Source organism: Jeotgalibaca dankookensis, assembly GCF_002005405.1.
Classification (GTDB): Bacteria; Bacillota; Bacilli; order Lactobacillales; family Aerococcaceae; genus Jeotgalibaca; species Jeotgalibaca dankookensis.
In genome coordinates this window covers 892,400-917,943 of record NZ_CP019728.1, presented here as the reverse complement: position 1 = coordinate 917,943, position 25,544 = coordinate 892,400, and the positions used below count along the sequence as shown (strand labels likewise).

The following is a 25,544-nucleotide window of genomic DNA, read 5'->3' as shown; positions in this document are numbered from 1 at the left end:
AGCCAAATGAAACGAGTAGTTATTACCGGTATGGGAGCAGTGACTCCACTGGGAAATACCGTCGAAGAGTTTTGGGACGGTCTAAAAAATGGTAAAAATGGGATTGCACCAATTACAAAGTTCGATGCTTCAGAGACAGGTATAACCGTTGCAGCTGAAGTAAAGGATTTTGATCCAACTTTATATATGGGACGTAAAGAATACCGACGTATGGACCTCTATTCACAATATGCAGTAGCAGCTGCCGTTCAAGCGGTAGCAGATAGTGGCTTAGACGTCGAAGCGATTGACGCTTCACGATTTGGCGTTATTATCGGATCTGGTATTGGTGGTTTGATTGAAATGGAATCGGGTATCATCAAGATGCACGACAAAGGGCCCAAACGTGTTCCACCGATGTTTGTTCCAATGACTATTGGGAATATGGCAGCGGGTAATACATCTATTAAGGTAGGAGCTAAAGGTATTTCTTTAGATATCGTAACAGCATGTGCTTCTGCGACCAATTCAATTGGGGAAGCATTCCGAAATATTAAACATGGCTATTCGGATGTCATTATTGCCGGCGGAGCAGAAGGAACGATTTGTGAAATCGGGATTGCTGGTTTTGCGGCTTTAACTGCCTTATCAGAAAGCACCGATCCGGATCACGCATCCACTCCGTTTGATAAAAACCGTGACGGGTTTGTTATGGGAGAAGGTGCAGGTGTTTTAATGCTTGAAGAATTAGAACACGCAAAAAAACGTGGTGCAATGATTTTAGCAGAAGTTGTCGGATATGGTTCTAATTCAGATGCTTTCCATATGACTGCTCCTACACCAGATGGTAGCGGTGCTGGTGAAGCTATGAAAATGGCTATGCAAGAAGCGGGAATAGGCCCATCTGATATCGATTATATCAATGCGCATGGTACGAGTACACCTGCTAATGATTCAGCTGAAACAAAAGCTATTAAGTATGCCTTAGGTGAAGAAGCTGCCCATAATGTAGCCATTTCAAGTTCTAAAAGTATGACTGGACATCTATTAGGTGCAGCTGGTGGGATAGAAGCAATTGCCTGTGTGAAAGCAATTGAAAATGATTACCTACCGCCTACAATTGGCTTAAACGAACCTGATGAAGCTTGTGATTTAGATTATGTAGCAAATGTTGGACGCGAAAAACAAGTCCGTTACACATTGAATAATTCACTCGGATTTGGCGGACATAATGCGGTACTTTGCTTTAAAAAATGGGAGGAAGCCTAGTGGATTACGATAAAATTAAAGAATTAATTTCCTTGATTGATGCTTCTTCATTAAAAGAAATGGAATATTCAGAAGGTAATCTATTTATCCGTTTATCGAAAAATGAAAATCAAACGGTTACCAATACTCAACCAGAAGCGAAAGAAAGTACACCACAAAAACCTATTGAAGTAGCGGAGTCAACCAATCAAACTAGTGAGCCAGCCCAAGCTGAACCTCAAAAAGGAAAGATAGTGACATCACCAATTGTGGGTGTTGTTTATCTACAAGCAAGCCCAGAGGCAGATCAATATGTGACGGTTGGACAAACCATTTCTAAAGGACATGTGCTTTGTCTCGTTGAAGCAATGAAAATAATGAACGAGATCACCTCTGAATATGCCGGTGAAATTGCTGAAATTTTGGTTGAAAACGGTGAGGTTGTCGAGTTCAACCAACCACTATTTCGAATTATCTAAAAGGAGACTATAAACATGACAATATTAACTGCACAAGAAGTAATGGACATCATTCCAAATCGTTATCCAATTTTCTTTATTGACAAAGTGGTCGAATTGGTTCCAGGAGAAAAAGTAGTTGCGATTAAAAACGTAACTATTAATGAACAGTTTTTCCAAGGACATTTTCCTGGAGAACCGGTCATGCCTGGTGTTTTAATTATTGAAGCCCTTGCTCAAGCGGGTTCCATTCCCTTGCTAAAATTGGAACAATTCCAAGGTCAAACAGCTTACTTAGGCGGAATGAATAAAATTAAATTTCGTCAAAAAGTAGTACCAGGTGATGTTCTTCGTTTACAAGTTGATATTGTAAAACTGAAGAAATTTGCTGGTATTGGATACGGACAAGCCTTCGTAGGAGATAAAAAAGTGGCGGAAGTCGAAATGACGTTTATTATTGGGAGATAGGCCATGCTAAAAAAAGTATTGATAGCAAACCGCGGCGAAATAGCCGTACGCATTATTAGAGCGTGTCATGAAATAGGGATTCAAACGGTTGCTGTCTATTCTGAAGCTGACCGAGAAGCTTTGCACACGCAACTAGCTGATGAGGCCATTTGCATCGGGGGGGCACGTGCAACGGATTCTTACTTAAATATGACCAGTATCTTAAGTGCTGCTGTAGTCACAGGAGCGCAAGCCATTCACCCAGGATTTGGATTCTTATCCGAAAACAGTATTTTTGCAACAATGTGCGAAGAAATGAATATTACCTTTATTGGGCCTAAGGCAGAGACCATCGACTTGATGGGAAACAAATCAAATGCCCGGAGTGCCATGATAGAAGCGAATGTGCCGGTGATTCCTGGTAGTAGAGGCTATGTTATCTCTGCCGAAGAAGCGGAAAAAGAAGCTAATAAACTTGGTTATCCAGTTATTTTAAAAGCAGCTTCGGGTGGCGGTGGTAAAGGGATGCGTCGCGTGACGGAAGCGTCGCAGCTTCACACTTTATTTAGCCAAGCAAAAGCCGAATCACAAGCAGCTTTTGGAGACGATCGGATGTATATTGAGAAGATTATCAGTCCAGCCCGTCATATTGAAGTACAGATTTTAGGAGACGAGTTTGGTAATGTGATTCACCTAGGAGAACGTGACTGCTCTTTACAAAGAAACCATCAAAAGGTTCTGGAAGAATCACCATCAACTTTTATTTCTGATAAAACACGTCAAGCCATGGGTGAAACAGCCGTTCGTGCAGCTAAATTTGTCGACTATCGCAATGCCGGAACGATTGAATTTTTAGTAGACGCCGAAGAAAATTTCTATTTTATGGAAATGAATACACGTATTCAAGTGGAACATCCTGTTACTGAAATGGCAACAGGAATTGATATTGTCAAAGAACAACTGCAAATTGCTAGTAACCTGCCGTTGAGCATCAAACAAAAAGACGTGGAAATTACTGGCCATACTATTGAATGCCGCATAAACGCTGAAAATCCGGCTAATGGATTTCGACCATCATCTGGGACGGTTGATTATTTATTCTTACCGAGTGGTGGGAATGGTTTACGTGTTGAAAGTGCCATGTACTGTGGGTACGAAATTCCACCTTTTTATGATTCAATGATCGCAAAAGTAATTACTAAAGGACAGGATAGACAAGAAGCTATTGCCAAAATGAAGCGAGCCCTACACGAACTTGTCATTGAAGGCGTGGAGACCAACATCATTTTTCAAAAGGCTATCTTGAATGATGATAACTTTGTCTATGGTAATTATGATACAGATTATTTACAAACATCCTTCCTACCAAAGTGGCAACCATAAAGATTAAAAAGTTAGAGGTGAGGAAATGAAACTATTTCAAAAACGTCCATATATTCCATTGGAACCTTCCTCAACCACAGAAGAAGCAAGTAAAAAGCCAATTGTTCCTGATGGACTTTGGAAGAAATGCCCAAATTGCCATAAAACAATCTATAGTAAAAATCTTGGGGATGAAAAAATTTGTCCGCACTGTCACTATAATTTTCGCATTTCTGCGTCTGAACGGATTGAGCTGACGGTTGATGAAGGATCCTTTGAAGAATGGTTTAAAGAGATGCCAGTTGAAAATCCACTTGATTTTCCCGGCTATGAAGAAAAAATCGAAGCAACAAAAGAAAAATCAGGTTCAAACGAAGCGGTCATTGTAGGAAAAGCTTCCATCCTAAATCAAGAAACCGTTCTTTGCGTCATGGATTCAACCTTTTTTATGGGTAGTATGGGAAAAGTAGTCGGTGAAAAATTAACGCGTGCGTTAGAAGAAGCGATCCAGCTACAATTACCCGTTGTCATTTTTACAGCCTCCGGTGGTGCGCGTATGCAAGAGGGGATTTTATCCTTGATGCAAATGGCTAAAGTCAGTATCGCCGTTTCGAATCTCCAAAAAGCAGGGCTATTTTACTTAACGGTTTTAACCGATCCTACAACAGGCGGTGTAACAGCGAGCTTTGCCATGCAAGGAGATATCATCCTAGCGGAACCAGGTGCTACAGTTGGATTTGCTGGGAAACGCGTCATTGAGCAAACCATTAAAGCAACCGTACCGGAAGGTTTTCAAAGTGCAGAACATCTCTTAAAAAAAGGATTTATCGATCAAATTGTGCCTCGAAAAGAACTCCGTAATCAGGTAGGCTTCCTGTTAGGAATCCATAATCCCGATCAACTGGAGGTGGCCAAATGAGTAAAGAAAACGCAAATAAAATTGTTAACAACGCCCGTAAAACAGAACGTTTAACAACAAAAGAATTAGCAGAAGGTGTTTTCGATCATTTCTTTGAATTGCACGGTGATCGTAAGTTTGGCGATGATCCGGCTATAATTGGAGGTATTGCTTCTCTTGATGGGATGCCGGTAACTGTGATTGGAACCCAAAAAGGACGTGAAATTAAAGAAAACATTTTCCGAAATTTTGGTTCTCCAACACCAGAAGGCTACCGGAAGTCCATTCGCTTAATGAAGCAAGCGGAGCACTTTAAGCGACCGGTGGTTACTTTCATCAATACGTCGGGCGCTTACTGTGATATTGATTCTGAGGATAGAGGAATCGGCGAGGCAATTGCGGAAAGTCTTCTTGTCATGTCACAACTAGAAGTTCCTATCTTATCAATTATCATCGGTGAGGGTGGGAGTGGCGGGGCACTTGCACTTGCCATGGGAAACAAAGTTTGGATGTTAGAAAATACCATGTATTCCGTTCTTTCACCAGAAGGATTCGCGTCAATTCTTTGGAAGGATGCCAGTCGTGCTAAGGGAGCAGCTGAAATTATGAAATTAACACCATCTAACTTGTTAGAATTAGGAGTCGTTGATCAAGTAATCTCAGAAACCAGGCGCCGTGTCAAACTGAAGGATGAAGAGTTAATCGTTCGTATGCGCCAATTAATTACTACGGCCTTACAAGAAATGATGACTTGGACTCCATCGGAAATCGTTGCACAAAGGCAAAAACGTTTCCGCGAATTTTAATAATAAGGGTAGAGTGTGGGGAAATCAGTCCGATTTTCTCACGCTTTTTTGAGCCTATCACTTGAGAAGAAATTTGTTCTTTGATACAATCTATGTGAAAGAAAAAATAAAGAAAGAGGGATGTCAGATGAATGATTTGTTTCCATCACGTCGCAGTTTGATGAATCTTAACAGAGGATTTTTTAATGACACTTTCGACAATTTCTTTTCAAATTCTGAGGATTTTAGTGTCGACATCAAAGAAAAAGAGGATGCCTATACTCTAGAAGCCGATTTACCTGGTCTAACCAAAGAAGACATTCAACTGGATTATACGAATAATGTTCTCTCCATTAGTGCACACCAAGAAACCAATAAAGAGGAAAAAGATGATGAAGGCAACTACATCCGGCGCGAAAGATCATCTCGTTCTTATAGCAGACAATTTTTAATTAAGAACGTTGATGAAGATGCGATAAAAGCTTCTTTTGAAAATGGTGTTTTAACAGTAGATCTACCTAAAAAAGAAGAAGACACACCAGAAACTAAAAAAATAGAAATACAATAACAGAAAAGACGTAATGAAATAAAAAGGTATGAACAAACCTGTTCATACCTTTTTATTATGCAGTACAAAAAGAGGTGCCCAATTGACAAACCAGATACCATTTTCTAAAAATTATACTCTCTATTTACAAAAAGCCATGGAAGCTTTAGCTAATAATCAGAATTCTCAGGCAGTAGACTTTATGCAAAAAGCACTTGAAATTGATGAAGATGAAACGTTACTGCAATTATGTATTAGTTTATTGAAAGACTTAAAGCGACCAAACGATGCATTGCAATTAATCCAGAAATATAAAGTATCAGTTTATAATTCTGAAGATAGTCTTCCTTTTGATCTTGAATTTATTAGCTTGTTAATAGAAAACGGCAACTTGGAAGAAGCAAGCAGACAAATTAAAAATCGCCAGAGCCAGCTAAAGAACTCTGCCAATCAAGTTTTAACACATCAATTTACATATGTTGAATCTAGAATGGCTCAAGAAAAACAAGAAAAAAGACTCCTTATTATAGAAAATGGACAAACGATTTCCAAACAACCGTATTATCGACAACTTCAATTTATGAAAGAATTACCTTATTTATCTGATTACCAGTTAGTGAGTTTAGTAGGTAAATTATTAACAAACCTGGAGATTCATCCTCTGGTAAAGACGGATATGTTAGAACTATTACAGGAACGACAAATAAAACAAGCGGTTACGGTTATAAAACATTCATTTAAGCAAACGTTTGACCTTATGATGCTGACAAATCTTTCTGAAACGAACTTTATAAAAGAAGGGAAATTATTACTCGAAAACCACCTCCGCTTAAATGAAAGAGAAAAAAGCCAATGTCTTGAATTATTATTTTTGCATGTGGCATACTACTATCCTTTTGAAGAGTCAGCATTTAAAAGCCCAGCAGCCTGGTTACAAGCTATTTTATCACCAGGAATAGATCATCATGTTGAAAAATTTATCAGACAAGCTGAAAAGGGATTGGATTCTTTAATGACTTAAATAGATGTATAAACGGTATTGTTGACGTAAAAACGTTTACAGACTATAATGAAAACACGGTCACTTGTTTTAAAATAGAGGAGGGTCTCTCATGGTAGATGGAATCGTAAAATGGTTTAGCAATGACAAAGGCTATGGATTCATCGAAACATTGGATAATCAAGATGATATCTTTGTTCACTTTACTGGAATTGATTCAGAAGGTTTCAAAACATTAAAAGAAGGACAAATGGTTTCTTTCATAATTGCTGAAGGAGCACGAGGGCCACAGGCTACAGGAGTAGTAGTAATTGAAGATAAAGACCCCATACAAGAGGAAGATTAAGATTAACTATGATACGAGTATTCATTGATGGAGCAGCAAATCCTAAAAAGCAGCAATCAGGGATAGGGGCTGTGCTTATTGATAATGGCCAACAGTTACAATTAAGTAAATCCTTAACTGATTATTATGATAATCATGAAACAGAACTAATAGCTTTGCAGTATGTTCTAGATTATCTTTTAGAGAGCAATAAACAAGATGAACTTATTTTTTGTCATTCAGATAGTAAGATGCTTGTAGACGCTGTTAATAAACGGTACAGTCGTAAGGAAAATCATATGAAACATTTGAATTTAATTCTTACGAGTTTAAAAAAATTCTCTCAATTCTATTTGAAATGGGTTCCTGAAAGAGATAATCGCGGTGCTGACCAGTTAGCACGTGTAGCGCTTAATAAATAAATAAAAAGGGCTCTTGTCATGTATAATATGACGAGAGTCCTTTTATCTTCTATTTTTTTGGACGAGGACGACGTTTACCCCAAAATTGGAAATAATCGGTACGTAATCGGCCATTGTATAGTTTTCTCTTTTTAGTTGCCCATTGACCATAAAAGTCTTCAAAGTCTAAATCACTCGTAATAATATATTTACTCCAAGTTTCAAGTGGGCGGAATACTTCGCCCATTTGTTTGTACAAGTTTTCAACATATTCTTCGTTCTCCATCCGTTCCCCGTAAGGTGGATTGGATACCATAACTCCATATTCCTTGTCTGTTTTGAAATCTTTCAACGCCAACTGTTTAAAAGTAATAAAGTCTTCAACGCCTGCTCGTGCAGCATTCTCTTTAGCAATTTCTATCATGTTTTGGTCGATGTCTGTCCCCATAATATCTAGTTCAACATCAAAGTTTGCACTTAATTTCGCTTCATCGCGTAATTTTTTCCATTGTCCTTCAGGAAAAATATTCCAATCTTCAGAAATAAAAGATCGTTGAATACCAGGAGCAATGTTTAATCCAATTAAAGCTGCTTCAATTGGAATTGTACCAGAACCACAAGTTGGATCATAAAACGGTTTGTCTGGAAACCAACTTGTCAATTGAATAAGTGACGCTGCCATATTTTCTTTAATAGGCGCTCCACCTTTTTCAGTTCGGTATCCACGTTTAAAGAGACTTGAGCCGGTTGTGTCAACAGTAAGCGTGACAACATCTTTTAAAATAGAGACTTCAATCGGATATTCTGAACCTGATTCAGGTAAGCGAGCACGTCGGCTATAGAAGGTTGAGAGACGGTCCACGATAGCTTTCTTGACAATTGACTGACAATCCGGAACACTATAAAGTGTTGATTTAACGGATTTTCCTGAAACAGGGAAGGCTGCATCCATCGGAAGTAATTCCTCCCAAGGCAGTGCTTTTGTTTGTTCAAATAAATCATCAAAGGTCTTTGCTGTAAACGTCCCAAAAACGATCTTTACTCTATCGGCTGTGCGCAACCAAAGATTAGTTTTGATAATATCTTCTGTGTCCCCTTGAAAATAAGCTTTTCCATTTTCAACCTCAACCTGATAGCCCATTTTCTTTAGTTCGCTTCCAGTTAATGCTTCAATACCACTTGCTGCTGTTGCTACTAATTGATAGGTCATAATGTTCTCCTTTCATATCTTGTTCATTTTCATAAAAAAAGAACCGGACTTGTGTCCCGCCCTTTAATATTTCACCATTATAAAATTAAAACCTGAACTGTAAATTCCTATAAGCCATGTTCTGTCTAGTAAGAAAGTCAGGAGCTATCTTACTAGGGTAATCATCTATCTGCATTTCTGCCCCTTTTTGCTGTTCATTTCCTTAAAAAGAGTGCCCCTACCAAGGTTTGGGTTGCTCGCTCGTGGGGTTTACCCGTTCCACCTCTACAGTTTCCTATAGAGTATCGTCTCTGTGGCACTTTCAAGAATACTCAGGCTTGGATTAAACTTTAGCCTTTTTTTCTGCCGTCAATCCGTAGACTGCCTTAGCTTATTTTTTCACTAAGCACGAACACTACAAGCATCTCAGCTTGTGCGAGCATGGACTTTCCTCAGCCACCAAAAGATGACCGCGATTACCCGGAATTTACAGTTAACTGAGCCTAAACTCAGTAAGTACTCATTATAAGCCATTTTAGATATTTATTCAAACAAATTCTCGTCATCAGCTGGCTCTTCTAACTTGGAACCAAAAACGTGTTTTTCTAAGTTAGAAAGGCGCTTTAGAATATCAAAATTTGTTACACCACTTGTACGGCTTGGTGTTGCTTGTGAACGTGTCCCAACTGTCGCTTGTTTCGTTAATTCATCTACACGACTTAACAATCTTTCGTTTTCACTCTGTAAGTAAAGGATATCTTTTTGATAAGATTCATAATCACGAATAATTAAATCTAAATATTCATCTACTTCGGTCGGATTGTAACCACGTAAAGCATTTTTAAATTCTTTTTGTAAAATATCTTTTGTTTCTAAATTCTTATCTGCCACTGCTTACACCTCTTTTTTAAAACATATTTTTAAAATTCGTTTCATTTCTTTGTTAGATGTATGTACCATACGTATTCAGTGTATCAAAAAAAGCTATAAAATACAATAAGCGCTACAAGAAGTATAAATCAATAAAGTTATGAAAATACAAATTAATGAAAGTTTCTAAATAACTAGTGATTGTTTCTTTAGTTTGGTAAACTAATGTTAAATTGAGCGAATTGAGAGGCTGGTTATTAAATGAAAAATGATATGATTACCCAAATCAATAAAACCATGACAGAGCTAAGTTTTCCTTGTGATTGGCGAATTCAGTGGTTTCAACGTGAGAAAAAACTTGAAATATTCCTTATGTACACAATTGAAAAACAACCTCATCTGCACGCGAATGATAAGTATGGTAAGACGAATACAGATGATACTTTTGTATTTGAAGATGGTATTCTTATATACAACCCACTTTTTGAGCCATTTGATGATAGACATTACTTGGTTACTTTACCATTCGATCACGAATCAGGAATGACAGGGGGATTAATAGAAGCCTTTTGCAAAACGTTGCGGTTTGTGGCAGCTGAAGGGCATGTTAATCTAAAGGAATTCATAAATAGCGAAGATGTTAAACAGTTTGAACTCGTTTGGCAGCAAGAAAATTTTGAATCAACGATTAAAACACTACAAGAAACTGGTAGATTTGATGCCACTATTTTCTCCTATCCAACTGAAAAAAAAGAAAGTAAGGTGTAGGACGATGAACTGGAATGAAGTCATCATAGTGACAACCACAGAAGCAGTAGATGCAACGGCAAATTTACTCCTAGAAGCTGGTGCGAAAGGGACTGTTATTGAGGATGATTGGGACTATGCCTCTTTACAAGATGACGGTTCTGGCATCTTAAAGGATGAATTGCCTTTACCTGCAGGTGATCAAGAAGTTCTTGTTAAGGCTTACTATCCAGGAGTGGATTCATTCCCAGATACGCTAGCAATTATTAAGGCACGGATGGATAAAATGAAAAAAATTGGTTTAAATTTAGGGAAGTATGAATTACGAATCAATGATATTAAGGAAGAAGACTGGGAACATTCTTGGAAAGCATTTTATCATCCCATTAGAATTACCCGTTATTTAACGGTCGTCCCACATTGGGAATCTTATCAACCTAGTCAGGTGGATGAAAAAATAATAATCATGGATCCTGGAATGGCATTTGGGACAGGGACGCATCCAACTACTAGACTCAGTTTAGAAGCCTTAGAGACAACTTTACGCGGAGGCGAAAAGGTTCTAGACGTTGGGACCGGTTCAGGTGTTTTAAGTATTGCTGCTAAAGCACTTGGAGCAGGGACTGTCCAAGCTTTTGATATCGATGAAATTGCTACAAGACAGGCAAAAGAAAACATTGCCTTTAATAGGTACGCTCATGATGTTACAGTTGAACCTAATAATTTACTTGAAGGTATTGAAAATAGTGAAGCGGATTTAATCGTTGCAAATATTCTAGCTGAAATCTTGATACTCATGGTTGAGGACGCTTGGAACAATCTAAAAAATGGTGGTTGTTTTATTTTATCGGGGATTATCCATTCAAAACGTGAAGAGTTAGAAAATAGTTTATTACAACAGGGCTTTGTTCTAGAACAATCTAAAGTAATGGGAGATTGGCATTGTCTGATATGTAAAAAAGAGGTGGAGCAAGACTAATGCAACGGTATATGCTTACAGAAAGCTTAGCAGATTTTAAAGGAACGACTACAGAACTCAGTGGTGAGCATTTTCATCATATTAAAAATGTCATGCGATCAAAAGTCGGTACAAAAGTCTACTTAACAGATCCGAACCGTCACTCTTTCGTCGCAGAAATTATTTCTTTTACCGACCAAACAGTTCTATTAAAGTGGGTTTCAAATGAAGAACGCAATAGTGAGCTCCCTGTCGAAGTGACGATTGCCAGTGGGTTAACTAAAGGTGATAAACAAGAATTAATTATCCAGAAAGCAACCGAATTAGGTGCTAATCAAATTATAACTTTTGCTTCTAATTATTCTGTTGTAAAATGGGATAGTAAGAAGGTTGCAAAAAAAATCACTCGTTTCCAGCGTATTGCCCAAGAAGCAGCAGAACAGTCTCACCGCCAGCAAGTACCAATGGTTGATCATTTCAATGATCTCAAGACTTTATTGGATTCTTCGAAAAATTACACCCATAAGTTGGTAGCCTATGAAGAAGAGAGTAAAGTCGGTGAGAAGAGTCGTTTTGCTGATACGCTAACAAAAGTAAAATCAGGAGAGTCACTTTTGATCGTTTTTGGTCCAGAGGGTGGTCTTTCTCTAAATGAAATTACTCAGTTACAGGCAGAAGGGTTTGTAACGTGTGGCTTGGGGCCACGTATTTTACGAGCAGAAACTGCACCTCTTTATGTATTAGCTGCAATATCGTATCAATTCGAATTACTAAATTAACTGGAGGGTATCAAATGACGAAAATAAACAAATATATTGACCACACACTATTAAAACCAGAAGCAACAGAGAAAGAAATCCACGATTTATGTGAAGAAGCAATTGAATATGACTTTATGTCTGTATGTGTACAACCATATTGGGTTAGCAAAGTGAGTGCTTTTTTAAATGACACGGATGTAAAAGTTTGTACTGTTGTCGGTTTTCCACACGGGGCAAACACAAAAGAAGTTAAAGCATTCGAAGCTAAACAAGCAGTTCAAAAGGGTGCAGATGAAGTCGATATGGTCATCAACATTGGTGCCGCTAAAGAAGGTAAGTTTGATACTATTCGTGAAGAAATCAGTGCTGTAGCAGAAGCCGTTAAAGGACAAGCACTTTTAAAGGTAATCTTAGAAACAGCTTTACTAACGGACGATGAGATTATCTCAGTATCCGAGGCTGCGAAAGCTGCCGGCGCAGATTTCGTTAAAACATCGACCGGCTTTTCTACAGGTGGAGCAACACTTGCAGACGTATCTCTCATGCGTCAAACCGTTGGTCCAGATATGGGTGTTAAAGCGAGTGGTGGTGTTCGCACTTATGCTGATGCACTTGCTTTCATTGAAGCTGGGGCTACACGTTTAGGAGCATCTAGCGGTAAAGCAATTGTCGATGAATGGGAAGCTTCACAAAACTAAATAAATTTAATTTTTTAGACCCAACAAACAAATATAATAAGCTGTTGGGTCTATTTGACTTGATTTTCCTATAAGCATAATGATTGCATCACTGAATGACTATTGGTACATTAAGAATGTAAGAGAAAATACTCCAAGGAGGAATTTTAAAATGGCTAAAGTTGCAGTCGTCTTAACAGACTTATTCGAAGATGTCGAGTTCACTTCCCCAAGAGATGCTCTTGTTGAGGCAGGACACGAGGTGGTAGTAGTTGGATTTGAAAAAGGAACAACTGTTACTGGAAAAAAAGAAAAAGCAAGTGTTGAAATAGACATAGGAATTGATGAAGCTAATCCAAAAGACTTTGATGCTTTACTTATTCCTGGTGGATATTCTCCTGACCAATTGCGTGATGACGAACGATTCCTAGATTTTGTCCGCCACTTTTCTAATGAAAAGAAATTTATTTTCTCAATTTGCCATGCACCTCAATTACTAGTAAATGCGGATGTTATCCGTGGTAAAGACCTCACTTCTGTAAGTCAAGTAAGTGTCGATGTGAAAAACGCGGGTGGAAACTTTATAGATAAAGCAGTTGTCATTGATGACAGTGGTTTGATTTCAAGTCGTACACCAGATGATTTAGAAGACTTTAACGAAGCAATTTTGAATGCTTTAAATAAATAAATAAGAAATTCCCTTTGGATGTCAATTGATACATCCAAAGGGAATTTTTCATTATAGGAGGAATATAAATGGATCATGTGAAAGAAATAATTGAGATGAGTGATTTAGATAAAATAGATATTCGAGTAGGTACTATCTTAAAAATAGAGGAGATAGAGAAATCTGATAAAATGATGAAATTAGTAGTCGACTTTGGAATGTTTGAACGGACTATATTGGTGGGGATGAAAAACGAAAGGGAAGAATCAAGTGAAGTAATTGGAACACAGGCCGACTGATTATGAAAATGTTCTAATAAACTGCGAATAAATTTACAAGGGTATTGAAAACGTTTTTATTGTGTGATACTATTTAGGTGGTTCAAAAATATATAGGAGGTTTTAGATGTGAATCGTCCAATCAATGTCAATTCAGAAATTGGTAAGTTGAAGAAGGTTATGGTGCATCGTCCAGGTAAAGAGATGGAAAATCTTATGCCTGACTACTTAGAAAGATTATTATTTGATGATATTCCTTTCTTAGAGGGTGCACAAAAAGAACACGATCATTTCGTTGAAGTTATGGAAGAACGTGGTGTCGAAGTTGTTTATCTAGAAAAACTAGCAGCTGAAGCAATCGATGCAGGGCAAGCAAAGGAAGAGTTTGTTGACCTATGGCTTTCAGAAACTAGTATTGTTTCAGAGAACGTTCAAGCTATCGTAAAAGAAAAATTACTAGCGATGGATACATTTGAAATGGTTCTTAAAACAATGGAAGGCTTCAGAAAAACAGAAATTGATAGCAGTCATTTCAAATCATCTCTAGCTGATTTGATTGAAACAGATTATCCTTTCTTGGTTGATCCAATGCCAAACTTGTATTTCACACGTGATCCATTTGCAACAATGGCTAATGGCGTTACAATTAACCAAATGTTTGCAGAAACACGAAATCGTGAAACAATTTATGGCCACTTTATCTTCAAATATCACCCAGAATATAAAGATAATGTTGATAAATTCTATTCTCGTGATGAAAAAGACCGTATTGAAGGCGGCGATGAGTTAGTCCTTTCTAAAGATGTTCTTGCTATCGGTATTTCTCAACGTACAGATGCACGTGCAATCGAAACACTAGCAAAACGCGTATTTGAAAAAGGTGTCTTTAAAGAAATTCTAGGTTTCGATATCGGTGAGCATAGAAAATTCATGCACTTAGATACAGTTTTCACAATGGTTGATTATGATAAATTTACAATCCATCCAGAAATCGAAGCTGGTTTAAGAGTCCTATCCTTAACACCAGATGGAAATGGTGGTATTAAGATTGTTGAAAAAGAAAGTAATAAACTATCTGAAGTATTAGCAGAAGCATTAGGATTAGATTCAGTAACCCTTATCCCTTGTGCAGGCGGCGGTCTTGTCGATTCTGCGCGTGAGCAATGGAACGATGGTTCTAATACACTGACAATCGCACCAGGTGTCGTTGTGGTTTATGACCGTAATACAATCACCAACTCTCTACTCGAAGAAAATGGATTAGAACTTATTAAAATCCCAGGAAGTGAATTAGTTCGTGGTCGTGGGGGCCCAAGATGTATGACAATGCCTCTAGTAAGAGAAGATCTATAATCTTTAAAACTTTATTCAAAAAACATAAAGGGAGTTATTAATAATGAAAACAGTTTTTCAAGGAAGAAGCTTTTTAGCAGAAAAAGACTTCACAAGAGCAGAAATAGAATTTTTAATTGATTTCGGTATCCACTTAAAAGATTTAAAAAAACGAAGGATACCCCATCACTATTTAGAAGGAAAAAACATTGCATTGTTATTTGAAAAAGCTTCCACTCGTACAAGAGCTGCTTTCACAACCGCCGCTATTGACTTAGGTGCGCACCCTGAATACCTGGGTAAAGATGATATTCAATTAGGGAAAAAAGAGTCTGTAGAAGATACTGCTAAAGTATTGGGAAGTATGTTCGACGGGATCGAATTCCGCGGTTTCGACCAAAAAGTCGTTGAAGGGTTAGCCGAACATTCTGGTGTTCCTGTATGGAACGGCCTAACAGACGAATGGCATCCAACACAAATGATTGCTGACTTCATGACAGTTAAAGAAAACTTTGGTCATCTAGAAGGTTTAACACTTGTTTACGTAGGAGATGGCCGCAACAATATGGCGAACAGCTTACTTACAACCGGAGCTATTTTAGGTGTTAATGTGCGTATCGCTGCTCCAAAAGAACTATTCCCTTCAGATGAAGTTGTTAATTATGCAGAAAAATTTGCTAAAGAATCTGGAAGTAAATTAATGATTACCGATGATGTTGATAAAGCTGTAAAAGATGCTGATATCCTTTATACAGATGTATGGGTATCAATGGGAGAAGAAGATAAATTCGAAGAACGTGTCAATATGTTGAAACCATACCAAATCAATATGGAAATGGTTAACAAAACTGGTAATACAGATAACCTAATTGTTTTACACTGCTTGCCAGCTTTCCATGATACTGAAACGCAATACGGTAAAATGGTAGAAGAAAGATTTGGTGTTTCTGAAATGGAAATTACTGATGAAGTATTCAGAAGTAAATATGGACGTCAGTTTGAAGAAGCAGAAAATAGAATGCACTCAATCAAAGCAATAATGGCTGCTACCTTAGGTAACTTATTCATTCCATACGTACAATGACAATGAAAAGCAGCATGATATCATGCTGCTTTTGTTTTAGTTTATTATATTAAAATAAGTATAGATAAAATTGTTGTGAATTATATGTGGAAGGAGATGTATGGCAAAAAAAGTGCCATACAACACTAAACCAATGGCAAAAGAAAAAAGGCAAAGAAGACAACTCAGTTCTTTTAGTATTCTGTTTATTATTATCATTATATTAGGTATCATTACACGGTTATTGGATGGCCAGCCGTTTACCCCCCAAGAGGTACAAGGTGGAACAGAAATTGTTGACCAAGTTATCGGTGCCAAAATATCCGATGTTATCATGTCACCGTTTTTTGGATTCCGAGATGCACTTGATATTAGTGTATTTATTTTAGTTTTAGGTGGCTTCTTGAATATTGTTACCAAAACGGGAACCTTGGAAGCTGGAATTCAACACATTGTTAAAAAATTCAAAGGTAACGAATCAATGATTATTGTTGTATTGATGCTATTATTTTCAATTGGTGGATCAACTTATGGGATGGCAGAAGAAACAATTCCATTCTATACGCTACTAACTGCTACAATGGTTGCAGCTGGTTTTGATACGATGGTAACAGTAGGGACCGTCTTATTAGGAGCAGGGTCAGGGGTTATCGGTTCGACTGTAAACCCATTCTCAACTGGTGCAGCTATGGACGCCCTTAGAGGTGTTGGTATTGAACCAAAAGTTAACGTCATTCTTATTATCGGAGCTGTCATCTGGATTACCACTACAATTTTCTCAATCATTTTAGTAACTAGATATGCAAAAAAAGTTCAGGCAGATAAGGGTTCAACTATTTTGTCTATTCAAGAACAAAAAGCGATGGAAGAATTTAGAAAAGAAGGCATTACAGATTTAAAATTAACTAAGCAACATAAAAATATTCTATGGATATTTGCTTTAACATTCGTTGTTATGATTGTGTCGCTTATCCCTTGGCCTGACTTTGGAATTACCATATTCGAAGGTTGGACTTCAGTTTTAACAGGTAACAGTTTTGGTGAATGGTACTTTGGTGACCTAGCGATGTGGTTCTTTATCATGGGACTCATCATTGCGCTAATTGATAAATTTTCTGAAAAGAAAATTATCAATGGGTTTGTTGAAGGTGGATCTGAAATGTTATCCGTTGTGTTAATTATCGTAGTTGCTAGAGGGGTTTCCGTTTTAATGTCGACCACTCACTTGGATTTATACGTCTTAGATCAAGCTTCTGGTTTACTGAAAGGATTATCACCGGTATTGTTTGTAATTGGATCATTTGCTCTTTACTTATTCTTGTCATTCCTTATCCCATCAACATCTGGACTCGCTTATGTGTCTATTCCAGTTATGGGTGGTTTAGCAAGTGAAATTGGGTTAAGTCCTGATGTTATGATAATGATTTTTGCAGCTGGCTGTGGGCTTATCAATATTATCACACCAACTTCTGGAGTTGTTATGGGTGGACTTGATATTTCTAGAGTCGAGTATGCAACTTGGTTGAAATTTATTATTAAACCATTAATATTGATGGGCTTAATGATTCTTATTATCTTGATTGGTGCTATGTTGATTTTTAGTTAACAAGTAATTCTTTATAAAGCCTTGCTATTTGTCTTTTCGATAAGTAGCAAGGCTTTTTTTAATGGCTCTTTGTCAAGAAGTGTTGATAGTGTATTTTTCCAGTTGCATGCAGGTTAAATTTCACAATCTATAAAGCAGTAGCTGGGAACCAAAAGGTTCCTAAGCTGCTGTTTTTATTTCTAGTAATTTATATTCAATGAAGATGCGGTTTCGGAAATTAGAAAAGTTGCGATAGCCATAGGCTGTCCGCTTGATGACCTTGATTTTATTATTAATCCCTTCCACTAATCCGTTTGAATAGTCATAGCTCAGTGCGTTTACAATAGCTCTTTCGGATTGGCGGAATGTCTTCAAAGCTTGGTCCATCTTGGCAGAAAGCCCCCGTTGTTTCTCATGAATGAAGGACCGAAACAAATCCGGTTTCCGGTGCGTAACGGTAAAGACGATTGTTTGGTAGGCATTATAATTCAGGCGGAGACCCTCGTCCAAAGAAAGAATATAATCGATGATCCCCCGTTCCGTCACCATGCCCTTGAAAAGTCTATGATAACGATATTCTGTGCCATTCAACAGTTCTTCTTTTTTCAGAATCAATTTCCAATATTTTTTTAGTTTTCTATAATCTCGTTTTGCTTTCAAGTCATTCGCTTTCTTCAAGGTATTCATAAAGCCAATACGTGCCATATTGAGCGCCCGGTTTACCTGCGTGACGATATGGAAACGGTCAATAATCAATTCAGCCTGAGGAAAGAGCGCCTGGAACAGCTTTTGATAAGGACCATACAGGTCCACAACCACGGTCTTGACCTTGGCGCGTTGTTCTTGTGAAAAACGCAGGAAGTAATCAGTGATTGACTTGTTTCGACGGTCTTCAAGGACATCGAAAATCCGATGGCTATCGGAATCGCAAATAATTAGACTCATGGCTCCATCAGCACTTTTGACGCTTTTAAACTCGTCGATGGCCAAGTTCTCGGGCAGATAGGTGTAGGTTTGACGGAATGTGTTATAAAAGGCTCCGAAAACCCGTTTGACGGTGTTGTTTGATACACGGTGCTCCCGAGCAATATCCTTTTCAGATATGTTACACGTCCCCTGGACTGCGATGGAATGTTTGACATCATTCGAGATGTGGCACCGTTTTTTGACCATCGTTGTTTCCGCAATAAAGGTTTGTCCGCATTCCCTGCACAGGAACCGCTGTTTCTTCAATTCTAAGTAGGTTGGACATCCCGCCATATCCAGGAGCAGCGGGTGGGTCAGCTTCGTCCCGTTCTTTACGATTGAACCAGCGTTCACGCAGCCACAGCATTTACACGCTTTCGGTATGTAGGTGAGCGTGGCGGAGATGATTTTACAGCGCAAGCCGTTCCGTACGTCTTCCTTCAACCAATTATCTTCATCCACCTTGATATTTTTATCTTTTATTCCCAGTAGTTTTCCTATAAAATGATTATGAGACAAATGAATTTCCTCCTAAAATAAAGACTCGATACCTTCATTTTAACGGAAAAATTCATTTGTCTCTTTGTGTTTTTCACAAAAGGGCCAAAGGCCCATCAACACTTAATATTCTAGAGCCTTTTTAATACTTTAAATAATAAAGCAGATAATTTTAAAAGATAATCTTTCAGTGTTAGAATGAGTAGTAGGTGGGGTTGTAGAATGGTCATTCATTTCACAGTCCTGAAAATAATTAAAGGTATCATAGAAAAGCTTAGGAGGTGGCCAGTAGTAGTTGCCAACAATTATGCTTTCATCACTTAATCTCAATTGAAAGCGTTATCTAAAATTGGACTTAACTTAGGAAAAAATAAGGAGGTTTTTTTTAATGGCTTATCAAACAATTAATCCCTATACAAACGAGGTAGTAAAAGAATACCCAGAGGCTACTGATCAACAACTAGAAGATGCACTACAAAAAAGTCATGAGCTTTATCATACATTTAAAAAACAAGATATAAAAGAACGGGCAAAACTGCTTCACCAAGTTGCAGATAAAATTCGTGAAAGATCAGATGAACTCGCTCGCACTTGCACGACTGAAATGGGAAAATTATTGACGGAGTCTAAAGGCGAAGTTGAATTATGCGCAATCATTGCAGACTGGTTTGCTGATCATGCAGAAGAAATGCTCGCACCTAAAGAAATTGAAACAGGTGCTAATGGAATAGCTGAAGTTCATTATCAAGCAACAGGTGTCATCATGATGGTTGAACCTTGGAACTTCCCTTACTACCAAATGATGCGCGTTTTTGCACCAAACTTTATGGCTGGTAACACCATGGTTCTAAAACACGCTTCTAATACACCGTCTTCAGCACAACTTATGGCTGATGTCATTTTGGAAGCCGGGGCCCCTGAAGGTTCATTAACGAATTTATTCTTAAATTACGATCAAGTATCTAAAGCCATTGCTGATCCAAGAGTTCAAGGTGTTGCATTGACTGGTTCAGAAAGAGGCGGCTCTACCGTTGCTAAAGTAGCAGGAGAGAACCTTAAGAAAACAACGTTAGAACTCGGTGGAATGGACCCATTTATTGTTTTAGATGATGCGAATATGGAAGATGTGGTTGATATCGCATGGCGCTCCCGTCTTTATAATAATGGACAAGAATGTACATCATCAAAACGTTTTATTGTAATGGAAGATGTTTATGATGAATTTGTTGAACAATTGAAACACAACTTTAGTAAAGTGAAACCAGGTGATCCATTAGACCCAGATACAACGTTGGCACCAATGAATACTAAAAAGGCTAAAGAAAAGTTACAAGACCAAGTCAATGAAGCCATTGAAGCAGGGGCAAAAGTTGTTTATGGAAATGAACCCGTAGACTTACCTGGTCAATTCTTTATGCCAACGATTTTGACTAACATAGATCGAGATAACCCAGCACATACAACTGAAATGTTTGGACCGGTTGCAGTTGTCTATAAAGTAAAAACAGAAGAAGAAGCAATTGAATTAGCAAATGATTCTTCTTACGGATTAGGTGGTATTGTATTTGCTAGTGATAGCGAACACGGTGCTGAAGTAGCGGCTAAAATAGAAACAGGAATGGTATTTGTCAATAACATCCGTTATTCTTTACCTGAACTGCCATTTGGCGGAGTCAAACGCTCTGGTTTTGGAAGAGAAATGAGTAGTATTGGTCAAAAAGCTTTTGTTAATGAAAAATTAATTGTTAAAGCAGACCGACCTGATATGGATAACCTCGCGGGTGGGCTAGTCGCCACACAAGAACATAAATAAACAATTTGCTATCTCTGAAAAATATTGTGAGACATCACCTCTTAAACAGTTAGACTCAAAGGCTGACTGTTTAGAGGTGGTATCTTTTTGAAATGAAATGATAATAATTGGATATCTGTTTAAAATTGAAAGGAGCTTGTACTCATGAAATTAAAAAATAAAGTTGCTATTATTACTGGTGGAGCTGGAGGAATTGGTCGTGGAATCGGAATGGCTTTTGTAAAGGAGGGTGCTACAGTAGCCATTGTCGATTTGGATAAAGAATCAGGTGAACGTGTTCTTAAAGAATTACAGGAATATTCTCCAGATTCAATCTTTATTCAGCAAGATTTGAGTAAACGCGACGAACTACCAAGTATCGTAGAAAAAGTTGCTGATGCATTTGGTAAAATTGATATCCTTGTCAATAATGCGCACGCTTCGAAGATGGCTTCCATTGAGAAAACGACACAAAAAGATTTAGATCTTTCTTTCAATACCGGTTTTTATCCAACCTTCTATTTGATGCAAGCGGCTTTACCTTATCTAAAAGAAACAAAAGGTAAAATCATTAACTTCTCATCCGGTGCTGGTATTGAAGGGCACCCTAACCAAGGCCCATACGCCGCAGCAAAAGAAGCAATCCGTGGTATTAGTCGTGTCGCTGCTAATGAGTTTGGTCAATTCGGTATTAATGTTAATATAATTTCTCCTATTGCAAAATCAGAGGGAATTATGGAATGGGCTGAAAATAACCCAGAAATATACGACAATATGCTAAAAGGTATCCCAATGGGTCGCATTGGAGAAGTAGAAGAAGATATTGGTCGCGTAGCAGTGTTCCTAGCAAGTAAGGATTCAGACTACATCACGGGGCAAACGTTGATGGTTGATGGTGGCTCAATTAAATTACGTTAATTAAAGAAAAGTGTTGACCAATCTAAAAGCGATTGGTCAATTTTTTCTTTACTTTATAATTAGCTCGTGATAATATTAACTAGTAATCATTTGTGAAATAAAACACAAAGGGGTAATCAGTTTATGGAAAAAATGAAAGCAATTGTCGTAACACCAGAACAAGGAACAGAAATTGTTAAGAAGAAGCTTCGTCCACTAAAATCAGGAGAAGCACTTTTGAAAATGATATGTTGCGGTGTTTGTCATACTGATTTACATGTAAAAAATGCAGATTTTGGCGATGTGTCTGGTAGAATTCTTGGACATGAAGGAATTGGTGAAGTCGTTGAAGTAGCAGACGATGTCACAAGTCTAAAGGTAGGGGATCGCTCAAGTGTTGCTTGGTTTTTTGAAGGCTGTGGCCACTGTGAGTATTGTACAACCGGACGTGAAACCTTATGTAGAGAAGTTAAAAACTCTGGTTATACAGTCGATGGCGGAATGGCCGAGTACTGTATTGTAACGGCAGACTATTCCGTGAAGGTGCCAGATGGTTTAGATTCAGCACCAGCTAGCTCAATCACATGTGCAGGGATAACCTGTTATAAAGCGATTAAAGAAGCAAACCTTATTCCAGGCCAATGGATTTTAATTTCTGGCTTAGGTGGACTAGGTAATTTAGCTGTTCAATATGCTAAGGAAGTATTCAACCTAAAAGTTATTGGTGTAGATATTAACGATACCCAATTAAACTTTGCAAAAGAATCTGGAGCAGATATTTTAATCAATCCACTTCACGAAGACGTTGGAAAAGTTGTGCATGAAAAGGTGGGCGGTGTTCATGGTGCCGTAGTAACCGCTGTGGCCAAATCAGCCTTCAACCAAGCCGTAGATGCGCTTCGTGCTGGAGGGACGGTTGTAGCCGTTGGTTTACCTTCTGAATCAATGGATTTATCTATACCACGTTTAGTACTAGATGGTATTGAGGTCAAGGGTTCATTAGTTGGAACACGTCAAGACCTAGCTGAAGCATTCCAAGCAGGAGCGGAAGGAAAAGTTATTCCTAAATGCGAAATGCGACCAATGGAAGATATTAACGAAATTTTTGAAGAGATGGAAGCTGGAAAGATTCAAGGACGTATGGTTCTTGAACTCTAAAAGAAGGCTTTTAAAAAGCATACTAGTCATACATCAAATAGAAAATTAAGGAGCAGAATAAACTGCTCCTTTTTTTATCGTTAATCGCTTGCTTCCTAATCAAATTTTTTCAAATATAAAGATAAAAGTTCTAAGCCTTTTATCAGCGTTTCTTTTTTACAACAGTAACCCAGACGTGCATGACCTGGATAGTCAAAGGATGAGCCAGGAACCAGTAAGACGCCAGTTTCTTCCAGTAAATCAATACAAAATGACTGATCATCTTGTGGAATATCTAATTTAATAAAAGATGTCGACACATAGTATGGCGAAACAAGACTGACGCGCGGTTCCTTTTCTACCCATTGATTTAAAATTTCTAAATTCTCTTTAACAATTTTACGATTACGTTCTAAAATCTTGTCTTTATTTTTTAAGGCGTGTACAGCTAGTTCATCTGATAAGACACCACCGCAAATCATTGTATAATCACGATATTTACGAAAAATATCTGCTAATTCTTTCGATGAAGCGGTCCAACCGATACGAAGGCCCGGAACTGAGTAAGTCTTTGATAAGGAATTTGTTGAAATTCCTTTTTCATAGAGGTCTGCAATAGAAGTAAAGTCTCCTTCATGAGTTAAGGGTGAATAAACTTCGTCAATTAAAATATAAGCATCAACTTCTCTAGCCATATCAACAATCGCTTTTAGAGTAGGGGTATCTAAGAGTGTTCCAGTTGGATTATTTGCACTGTTCAAACAAATCACTTTGGTTTCCGGCTTTAGCTTTGATTTTAATTCGTTTAAATCTAATTGCCACTGTTCTTCTTCTTTTAGTTCGACAAATTCCACGTGAGCACCAAGAGAGCGGGGAATATCATAAAGCTGCTGATAGGTAGGCAACATGGAGACCACATGATCGCCTGGTTCAATGAGTGCATACAGAGCCAATAAGTTAGCCCCGGTTGCTCCATTTGTTTGTAGAATATTCTCTGGTTCTACCTGTTTATAAAGAGAGGAAACTAGTTCTTTAAAAGAATCAGAACCTTCTATCCAACCATAATCTAAAGGTTTTTGGCTAAGACCTCCAAAAAAATCCTTCACAGTAGTCCCATCCAATCCAACTAATTCCTCAAGCGTTAAGGCTTCAACTGAACTTTGAGAGATATCATAGGTTGCTTTCTTCTCCCATGTATTCAGCCATTCTTCAACGCCGAAATGTGCAATTTTCATTTCTTTTTCTCCTTTACACTTGAATAAATCCAGTGGCAATTAATCCAACCGTCAAAACGGCTGCCATACTAATGACTACCATGGTAAATTTTTCTAAATTATTTATGATACGGTTATTTTCCTTACAAGCCTTTATAAAAAAGTAAAAACCAGGTAAATAAGCAATGCTACACATCAATACATAAGAAAAACCGGCTAATGTAATGCCAATTAACTGGAAGGCAGTCGCGACAACACCAATAAATAATTGTTTGTTATCTTTTTGCTCATAGGAATATTTTATTTGGTAAATTGCAACCAGTAAGTAACAAATTAAAATAGCTGCTGTTGCAAGCGAGTATGCAAATTCATAGGCATAATCTGTGATTAAGAAAGTAAGCAAGAAAAGATTCGTTAAAGTAGCGGAGAAAAACAATGAATAGGTTGGTGAATTGTTAATATTTGTTTTTCCCCAACGTTTTGGCAAAATACCATCACGTGCCATCAGAAAGGCTGTTTCTGCTGGTAACATGGTCCATGATAACCAACTACCTAGAACAGAAATGATGAGACCAATATTAATAAGAGCAGCTCCCCAATTTCCCACAATCATGCGCAAGATATTAGCCATAGCAGGTTGAGAAACGCTAGCTAATTCATCTTGAGTTAAAACACCATAAGGGAGAAGTGACGCTAAAATATAAATCGTTAACAAACCAATTAATCCAATTATTGTAGCTTGTTGTGCATCCGAGCGTTTTTCAGCACGGTTAGCTAAAATACTTGCGCCTTCTATCCCAACAAACACCCACATCATGACCATTAAACAACCTTTTATTTGTTCAAATATAGTAGCAGTGTTAACTGGATTTTGAATTAAATTTGTTGAAACATTGCCCCAGAAAGAGCTTGTAAAGACACCGGCTTTAAAAGAAACAGCTGTAATGATTAAAAATAATAAGAGCGGTACGAGTTTACAGATGGTGATAATCGTATTAACGAAACTGGCACTCTCCATCCCATTATTGACAAGTAATGTCAACGCCCAAATAAATACCGTTCCCATTAAAATAGAAGGAATATTTTGTCCGCCTTCAAAAACAGGTAAAAAATTCCCGATTGCACTCATCATAATGGTTGCAAACGCCACGTTTCCTAACCAGCAAGATAGCCAATGTCCCCATCCACTGATAAAGCCACCTAACTTCCCAAAAGTTTCTTCTGCATAGCCGAATATTCCACCATCTAAATCCGGCCGTTTCGCTGCTAGATTGTTTAAGGATAAAACCAAGGCTAGAAAACCGATACCAACAATGATCCAAGCGATAATAGCTGGCCCTGGAGCAGCTGCTCTGGCTAAGTCACTGGTTATCCCGAACACGCCACTTCCCAGAGACGAACTAATTACGAGGGCAATTAAGCCCATTTTACTAATTCCTTTTTGCTGTTTTACCAAATTAATC

27 protein-coding genes and 1 other RNA gene are annotated in these 25,544 nt (G+C 37.9%); 22 read left to right on the top strand and 6 right to left on the bottom strand.

Annotated features, from left to right (window positions below; genetic code table 11):
* Positions 1-6 precede the first annotated feature (6 nt).
* From fabF to BW727_RS04410, 10 genes are all read left to right on the top strand, one after another.
* Positions 7-1,248 carry a beta-ketoacyl-ACP synthase II gene (fabF, locus tag BW727_RS04455; protein WP_062471728.1) on the top strand — a complete coding sequence of 414 codons (1,242 nt, stop codon included), beginning with the start codon at positions 7-9 and terminating at the stop codon, positions 1,246-1,248.
* Positions 1,248-1,706: an acetyl-CoA carboxylase biotin carboxyl carrier protein gene (accB, locus tag BW727_RS04450; RefSeq protein ID WP_062471726.1), complete on the top strand. Its 459-nt coding sequence runs from the start codon at positions 1,248-1,250 to the stop codon at positions 1,704-1,706. Before fabF ends, accB begins: the two co-directional genes overlap by 1 nt.
* A gap of 15 nt (positions 1,707-1,721) precedes the next feature.
* Positions 1,722-2,153, top strand: coding sequence for a 3-hydroxyacyl-ACP dehydratase FabZ (gene fabZ / locus BW727_RS04445; RefSeq protein WP_062471723.1), 432 nt, complete (start codon positions 1,722-1,724; stop codon positions 2,151-2,153).
* Positions 2,154-2,156: 3 nt separating this feature from the next.
* On the top strand, positions 2,157-3,515 hold the full coding sequence (locus tag BW727_RS04440; protein WP_062471720.1) for an acetyl-CoA carboxylase biotin carboxylase subunit: 1,359 nt from the start codon (positions 2,157-2,159) through the stop codon (positions 3,513-3,515).
* A gap of 25 nt (positions 3,516-3,540) precedes the next feature.
* Positions 3,541-4,413, top strand: a complete 873-nt coding sequence (gene accD / locus BW727_RS04435) for an acetyl-CoA carboxylase, carboxyltransferase subunit beta (protein WP_062471717.1) — start codon at positions 3,541-3,543, stop codon at positions 4,411-4,413.
* Positions 4,410-5,198: a carboxyltransferase subunit alpha gene (gene accA / locus BW727_RS04430; protein ID WP_062471714.1), complete on the top strand. Its 789-nt coding sequence runs from the start codon at positions 4,410-4,412 to the stop codon at positions 5,196-5,198. The genes accD and accA overlap by 4 nt, the downstream gene beginning before the upstream one ends.
* 127 nt (positions 5,199-5,325) lie before the next feature.
* Positions 5,326-5,745: an Hsp20/alpha crystallin family protein gene (locus BW727_RS04425; RefSeq protein WP_062471711.1), complete on the top strand. Its 420-nt coding sequence runs from the start codon at positions 5,326-5,328 to the stop codon at positions 5,743-5,745.
* An 82-nt stretch (positions 5,746-5,827) separates the two neighbouring features.
* Positions 5,828-6,745, top strand: a complete 918-nt coding sequence (locus tag BW727_RS04420; protein ID WP_062471709.1) for a hypothetical protein — start codon at positions 5,828-5,830, stop codon at positions 6,743-6,745.
* A gap of 91 nt (positions 6,746-6,836) precedes the next feature.
* Complete coding sequence (locus BW727_RS04415; RefSeq protein ID WP_062471706.1) at positions 6,837-7,070, top strand: cold-shock protein; 234 nt, start codon at positions 6,837-6,839, stop codon at positions 7,068-7,070.
* An 8-nt stretch (positions 7,071-7,078) separates the two neighbouring features.
* Complete coding sequence (locus tag BW727_RS04410; RefSeq protein WP_062471703.1) at positions 7,079-7,471, top strand: ribonuclease HI family protein; 393 nt, start codon at positions 7,079-7,081, stop codon at positions 7,469-7,471.
* Between the two features lie 49 nt (positions 7,472-7,520).
* On the opposite strand, the gene BW727_RS04405 is transcribed toward BW727_RS04410, so the two are convergent.
* The 3 genes from BW727_RS04405 to gpsB form a co-directional block, all read right to left on the bottom strand.
* The gene (locus BW727_RS04405) at positions 7,521-8,663 is read right to left on the bottom strand and encodes a THUMP domain-containing class I SAM-dependent RNA methyltransferase (RefSeq protein ID WP_149025723.1); all 1,143 of its coding nucleotides are present in this window, start codon (positions 8,661-8,663) and stop codon (positions 7,521-7,523) included.
* Positions 8,664-8,765: 102 nt separating this feature from the next.
* An RNA gene (gene rnpB, locus BW727_RS04400) (RNase P RNA component class B) lies at positions 8,766-9,127 on the bottom strand.
* A gap of 55 nt (positions 9,128-9,182) precedes the next feature.
* Positions 9,183-9,530 (bottom strand): cell division regulator GpsB, encoded by a 348-nt coding sequence (gene gpsB, locus BW727_RS04395; RefSeq protein ID WP_062471698.1) that lies wholly within the window; start codon positions 9,528-9,530, stop codon positions 9,183-9,185.
* Positions 9,531-9,770: 240 nt separating this feature from the next.
* Here gpsB and BW727_RS04390 point away from each other — a divergent pair, with 240 nt between their 5' ends.
* The 9 genes from BW727_RS04390 (at position 9,771) to BW727_RS04350 (ending at position 17,598) form a co-directional block, all read left to right on the top strand.
* Complete coding sequence (locus tag BW727_RS04390) at positions 9,771-10,277, top strand: DUF3013 family protein (protein WP_062471695.1); 507 nt, start codon at positions 9,771-9,773, stop codon at positions 10,275-10,277.
* 4 nt (positions 10,278-10,281) lie between these two features.
* Entirely contained in the window at positions 10,282-11,235 is a 954-nt protein-coding gene (gene prmA / locus BW727_RS04385) for a 50S ribosomal protein L11 methyltransferase (RefSeq protein ID WP_062471692.1), read from the top strand.
* Positions 11,235-11,993 carry a 16S rRNA (uracil(1498)-N(3))-methyltransferase gene (locus tag BW727_RS04380; protein WP_062471689.1) on the top strand — a complete coding sequence of 253 codons (759 nt, stop codon included), beginning with the start codon at positions 11,235-11,237 and terminating at the stop codon, positions 11,991-11,993. The genes prmA and BW727_RS04380 overlap by 1 nt, the downstream gene beginning before the upstream one ends.
* Before the next feature lie 14 nt (positions 11,994-12,007).
* The gene (gene deoC, locus BW727_RS04375; RefSeq protein WP_062471686.1) at positions 12,008-12,673 is read left to right on the top strand and encodes a deoxyribose-phosphate aldolase; all 666 of its coding nucleotides are present in this window, start codon (positions 12,008-12,010) and stop codon (positions 12,671-12,673) included.
* Between the two features lie 151 nt (positions 12,674-12,824).
* The gene (locus BW727_RS04370) at positions 12,825-13,340 is read left to right on the top strand and encodes a type 1 glutamine amidotransferase domain-containing protein (RefSeq protein ID WP_062471683.1); all 516 of its coding nucleotides are present in this window, start codon (positions 12,825-12,827) and stop codon (positions 13,338-13,340) included.
* 68 nt (positions 13,341-13,408) lie between these two features.
* Positions 13,409-13,618 carry a hypothetical protein gene (locus BW727_RS04365; RefSeq protein ID WP_062471680.1) on the top strand — a complete coding sequence of 70 codons (210 nt, stop codon included), beginning with the start codon at positions 13,409-13,411 and terminating at the stop codon, positions 13,616-13,618.
* Positions 13,619-13,726: 108 nt separating this feature from the next.
* A complete protein-coding gene (gene arcA, locus BW727_RS04360; protein WP_077795746.1) occupies positions 13,727-14,950 on the top strand; it encodes an arginine deiminase in 1,224 nt (407 codons plus the stop codon).
* Between the two features lie 43 nt (positions 14,951-14,993).
* Positions 14,994-16,013: an ornithine carbamoyltransferase gene (gene argF / locus BW727_RS04355; RefSeq protein ID WP_062471677.1), complete on the top strand. Its 1,020-nt coding sequence runs from the start codon at positions 14,994-14,996 to the stop codon at positions 16,011-16,013.
* Between the two features lie 133 nt (positions 16,014-16,146).
* Complete coding sequence (locus BW727_RS04350) at positions 16,147-17,598, top strand: YfcC family protein (RefSeq protein WP_062471918.1); 1,452 nt, start codon at positions 16,147-16,149, stop codon at positions 17,596-17,598.
* Between the two features lie 159 nt (positions 17,599-17,757).
* Here the strand turns inward: BW727_RS04350 and BW727_RS04345 are convergent, their stop codons facing one another.
* Positions 17,758-19,062, bottom strand: coding sequence for an ISL3 family transposase (locus BW727_RS04345; RefSeq protein ID WP_077795745.1), 1,305 nt, complete (start codon positions 19,060-19,062; stop codon positions 17,758-17,760).
* 367 nt (positions 19,063-19,429) lie between these two features.
* On the opposite strand from BW727_RS04345, the gene BW727_RS04340 reads away from it, so the two are divergent.
* From BW727_RS04340 to adhP, 3 genes are all read left to right on the top strand, one after another.
* Positions 19,430-20,854, top strand: a complete 1,425-nt coding sequence (locus BW727_RS04340; protein ID WP_062472006.1) for an NAD-dependent succinate-semialdehyde dehydrogenase — start codon at positions 19,430-19,432, stop codon at positions 20,852-20,854.
* A 144-nt stretch (positions 20,855-20,998) separates the two neighbouring features.
* Positions 20,999-21,751: an SDR family NAD(P)-dependent oxidoreductase gene (locus tag BW727_RS04335; protein ID WP_062472003.1), complete on the top strand. Its 753-nt coding sequence runs from the start codon at positions 20,999-21,001 to the stop codon at positions 21,749-21,751.
* A 132-nt stretch (positions 21,752-21,883) separates the two neighbouring features.
* Positions 21,884-22,888 carry an alcohol dehydrogenase AdhP gene (gene adhP / locus BW727_RS04330; RefSeq protein WP_062472010.1) on the top strand — a complete coding sequence of 335 codons (1,005 nt, stop codon included), beginning with the start codon at positions 21,884-21,886 and terminating at the stop codon, positions 22,886-22,888.
* A gap of 95 nt (positions 22,889-22,983) precedes the next feature.
* On the opposite strand, the gene BW727_RS04325 is transcribed toward adhP, so the two are convergent.
* On the bottom strand, positions 22,984-24,102 hold the full coding sequence (locus BW727_RS04325) for an aminotransferase (protein ID WP_062472002.1): 1,119 nt from the start codon (positions 24,100-24,102) through the stop codon (positions 22,984-22,986).
* A gap of 13 nt (positions 24,103-24,115) precedes the next feature.
* Entirely contained in the window at positions 24,116-25,537 is a 1,422-nt protein-coding gene (arcD, locus tag BW727_RS04320) for an arginine-ornithine antiporter (protein ID WP_077795744.1), read from the bottom strand.
* Positions 25,538-25,544 lie beyond the last annotated feature (7 nt).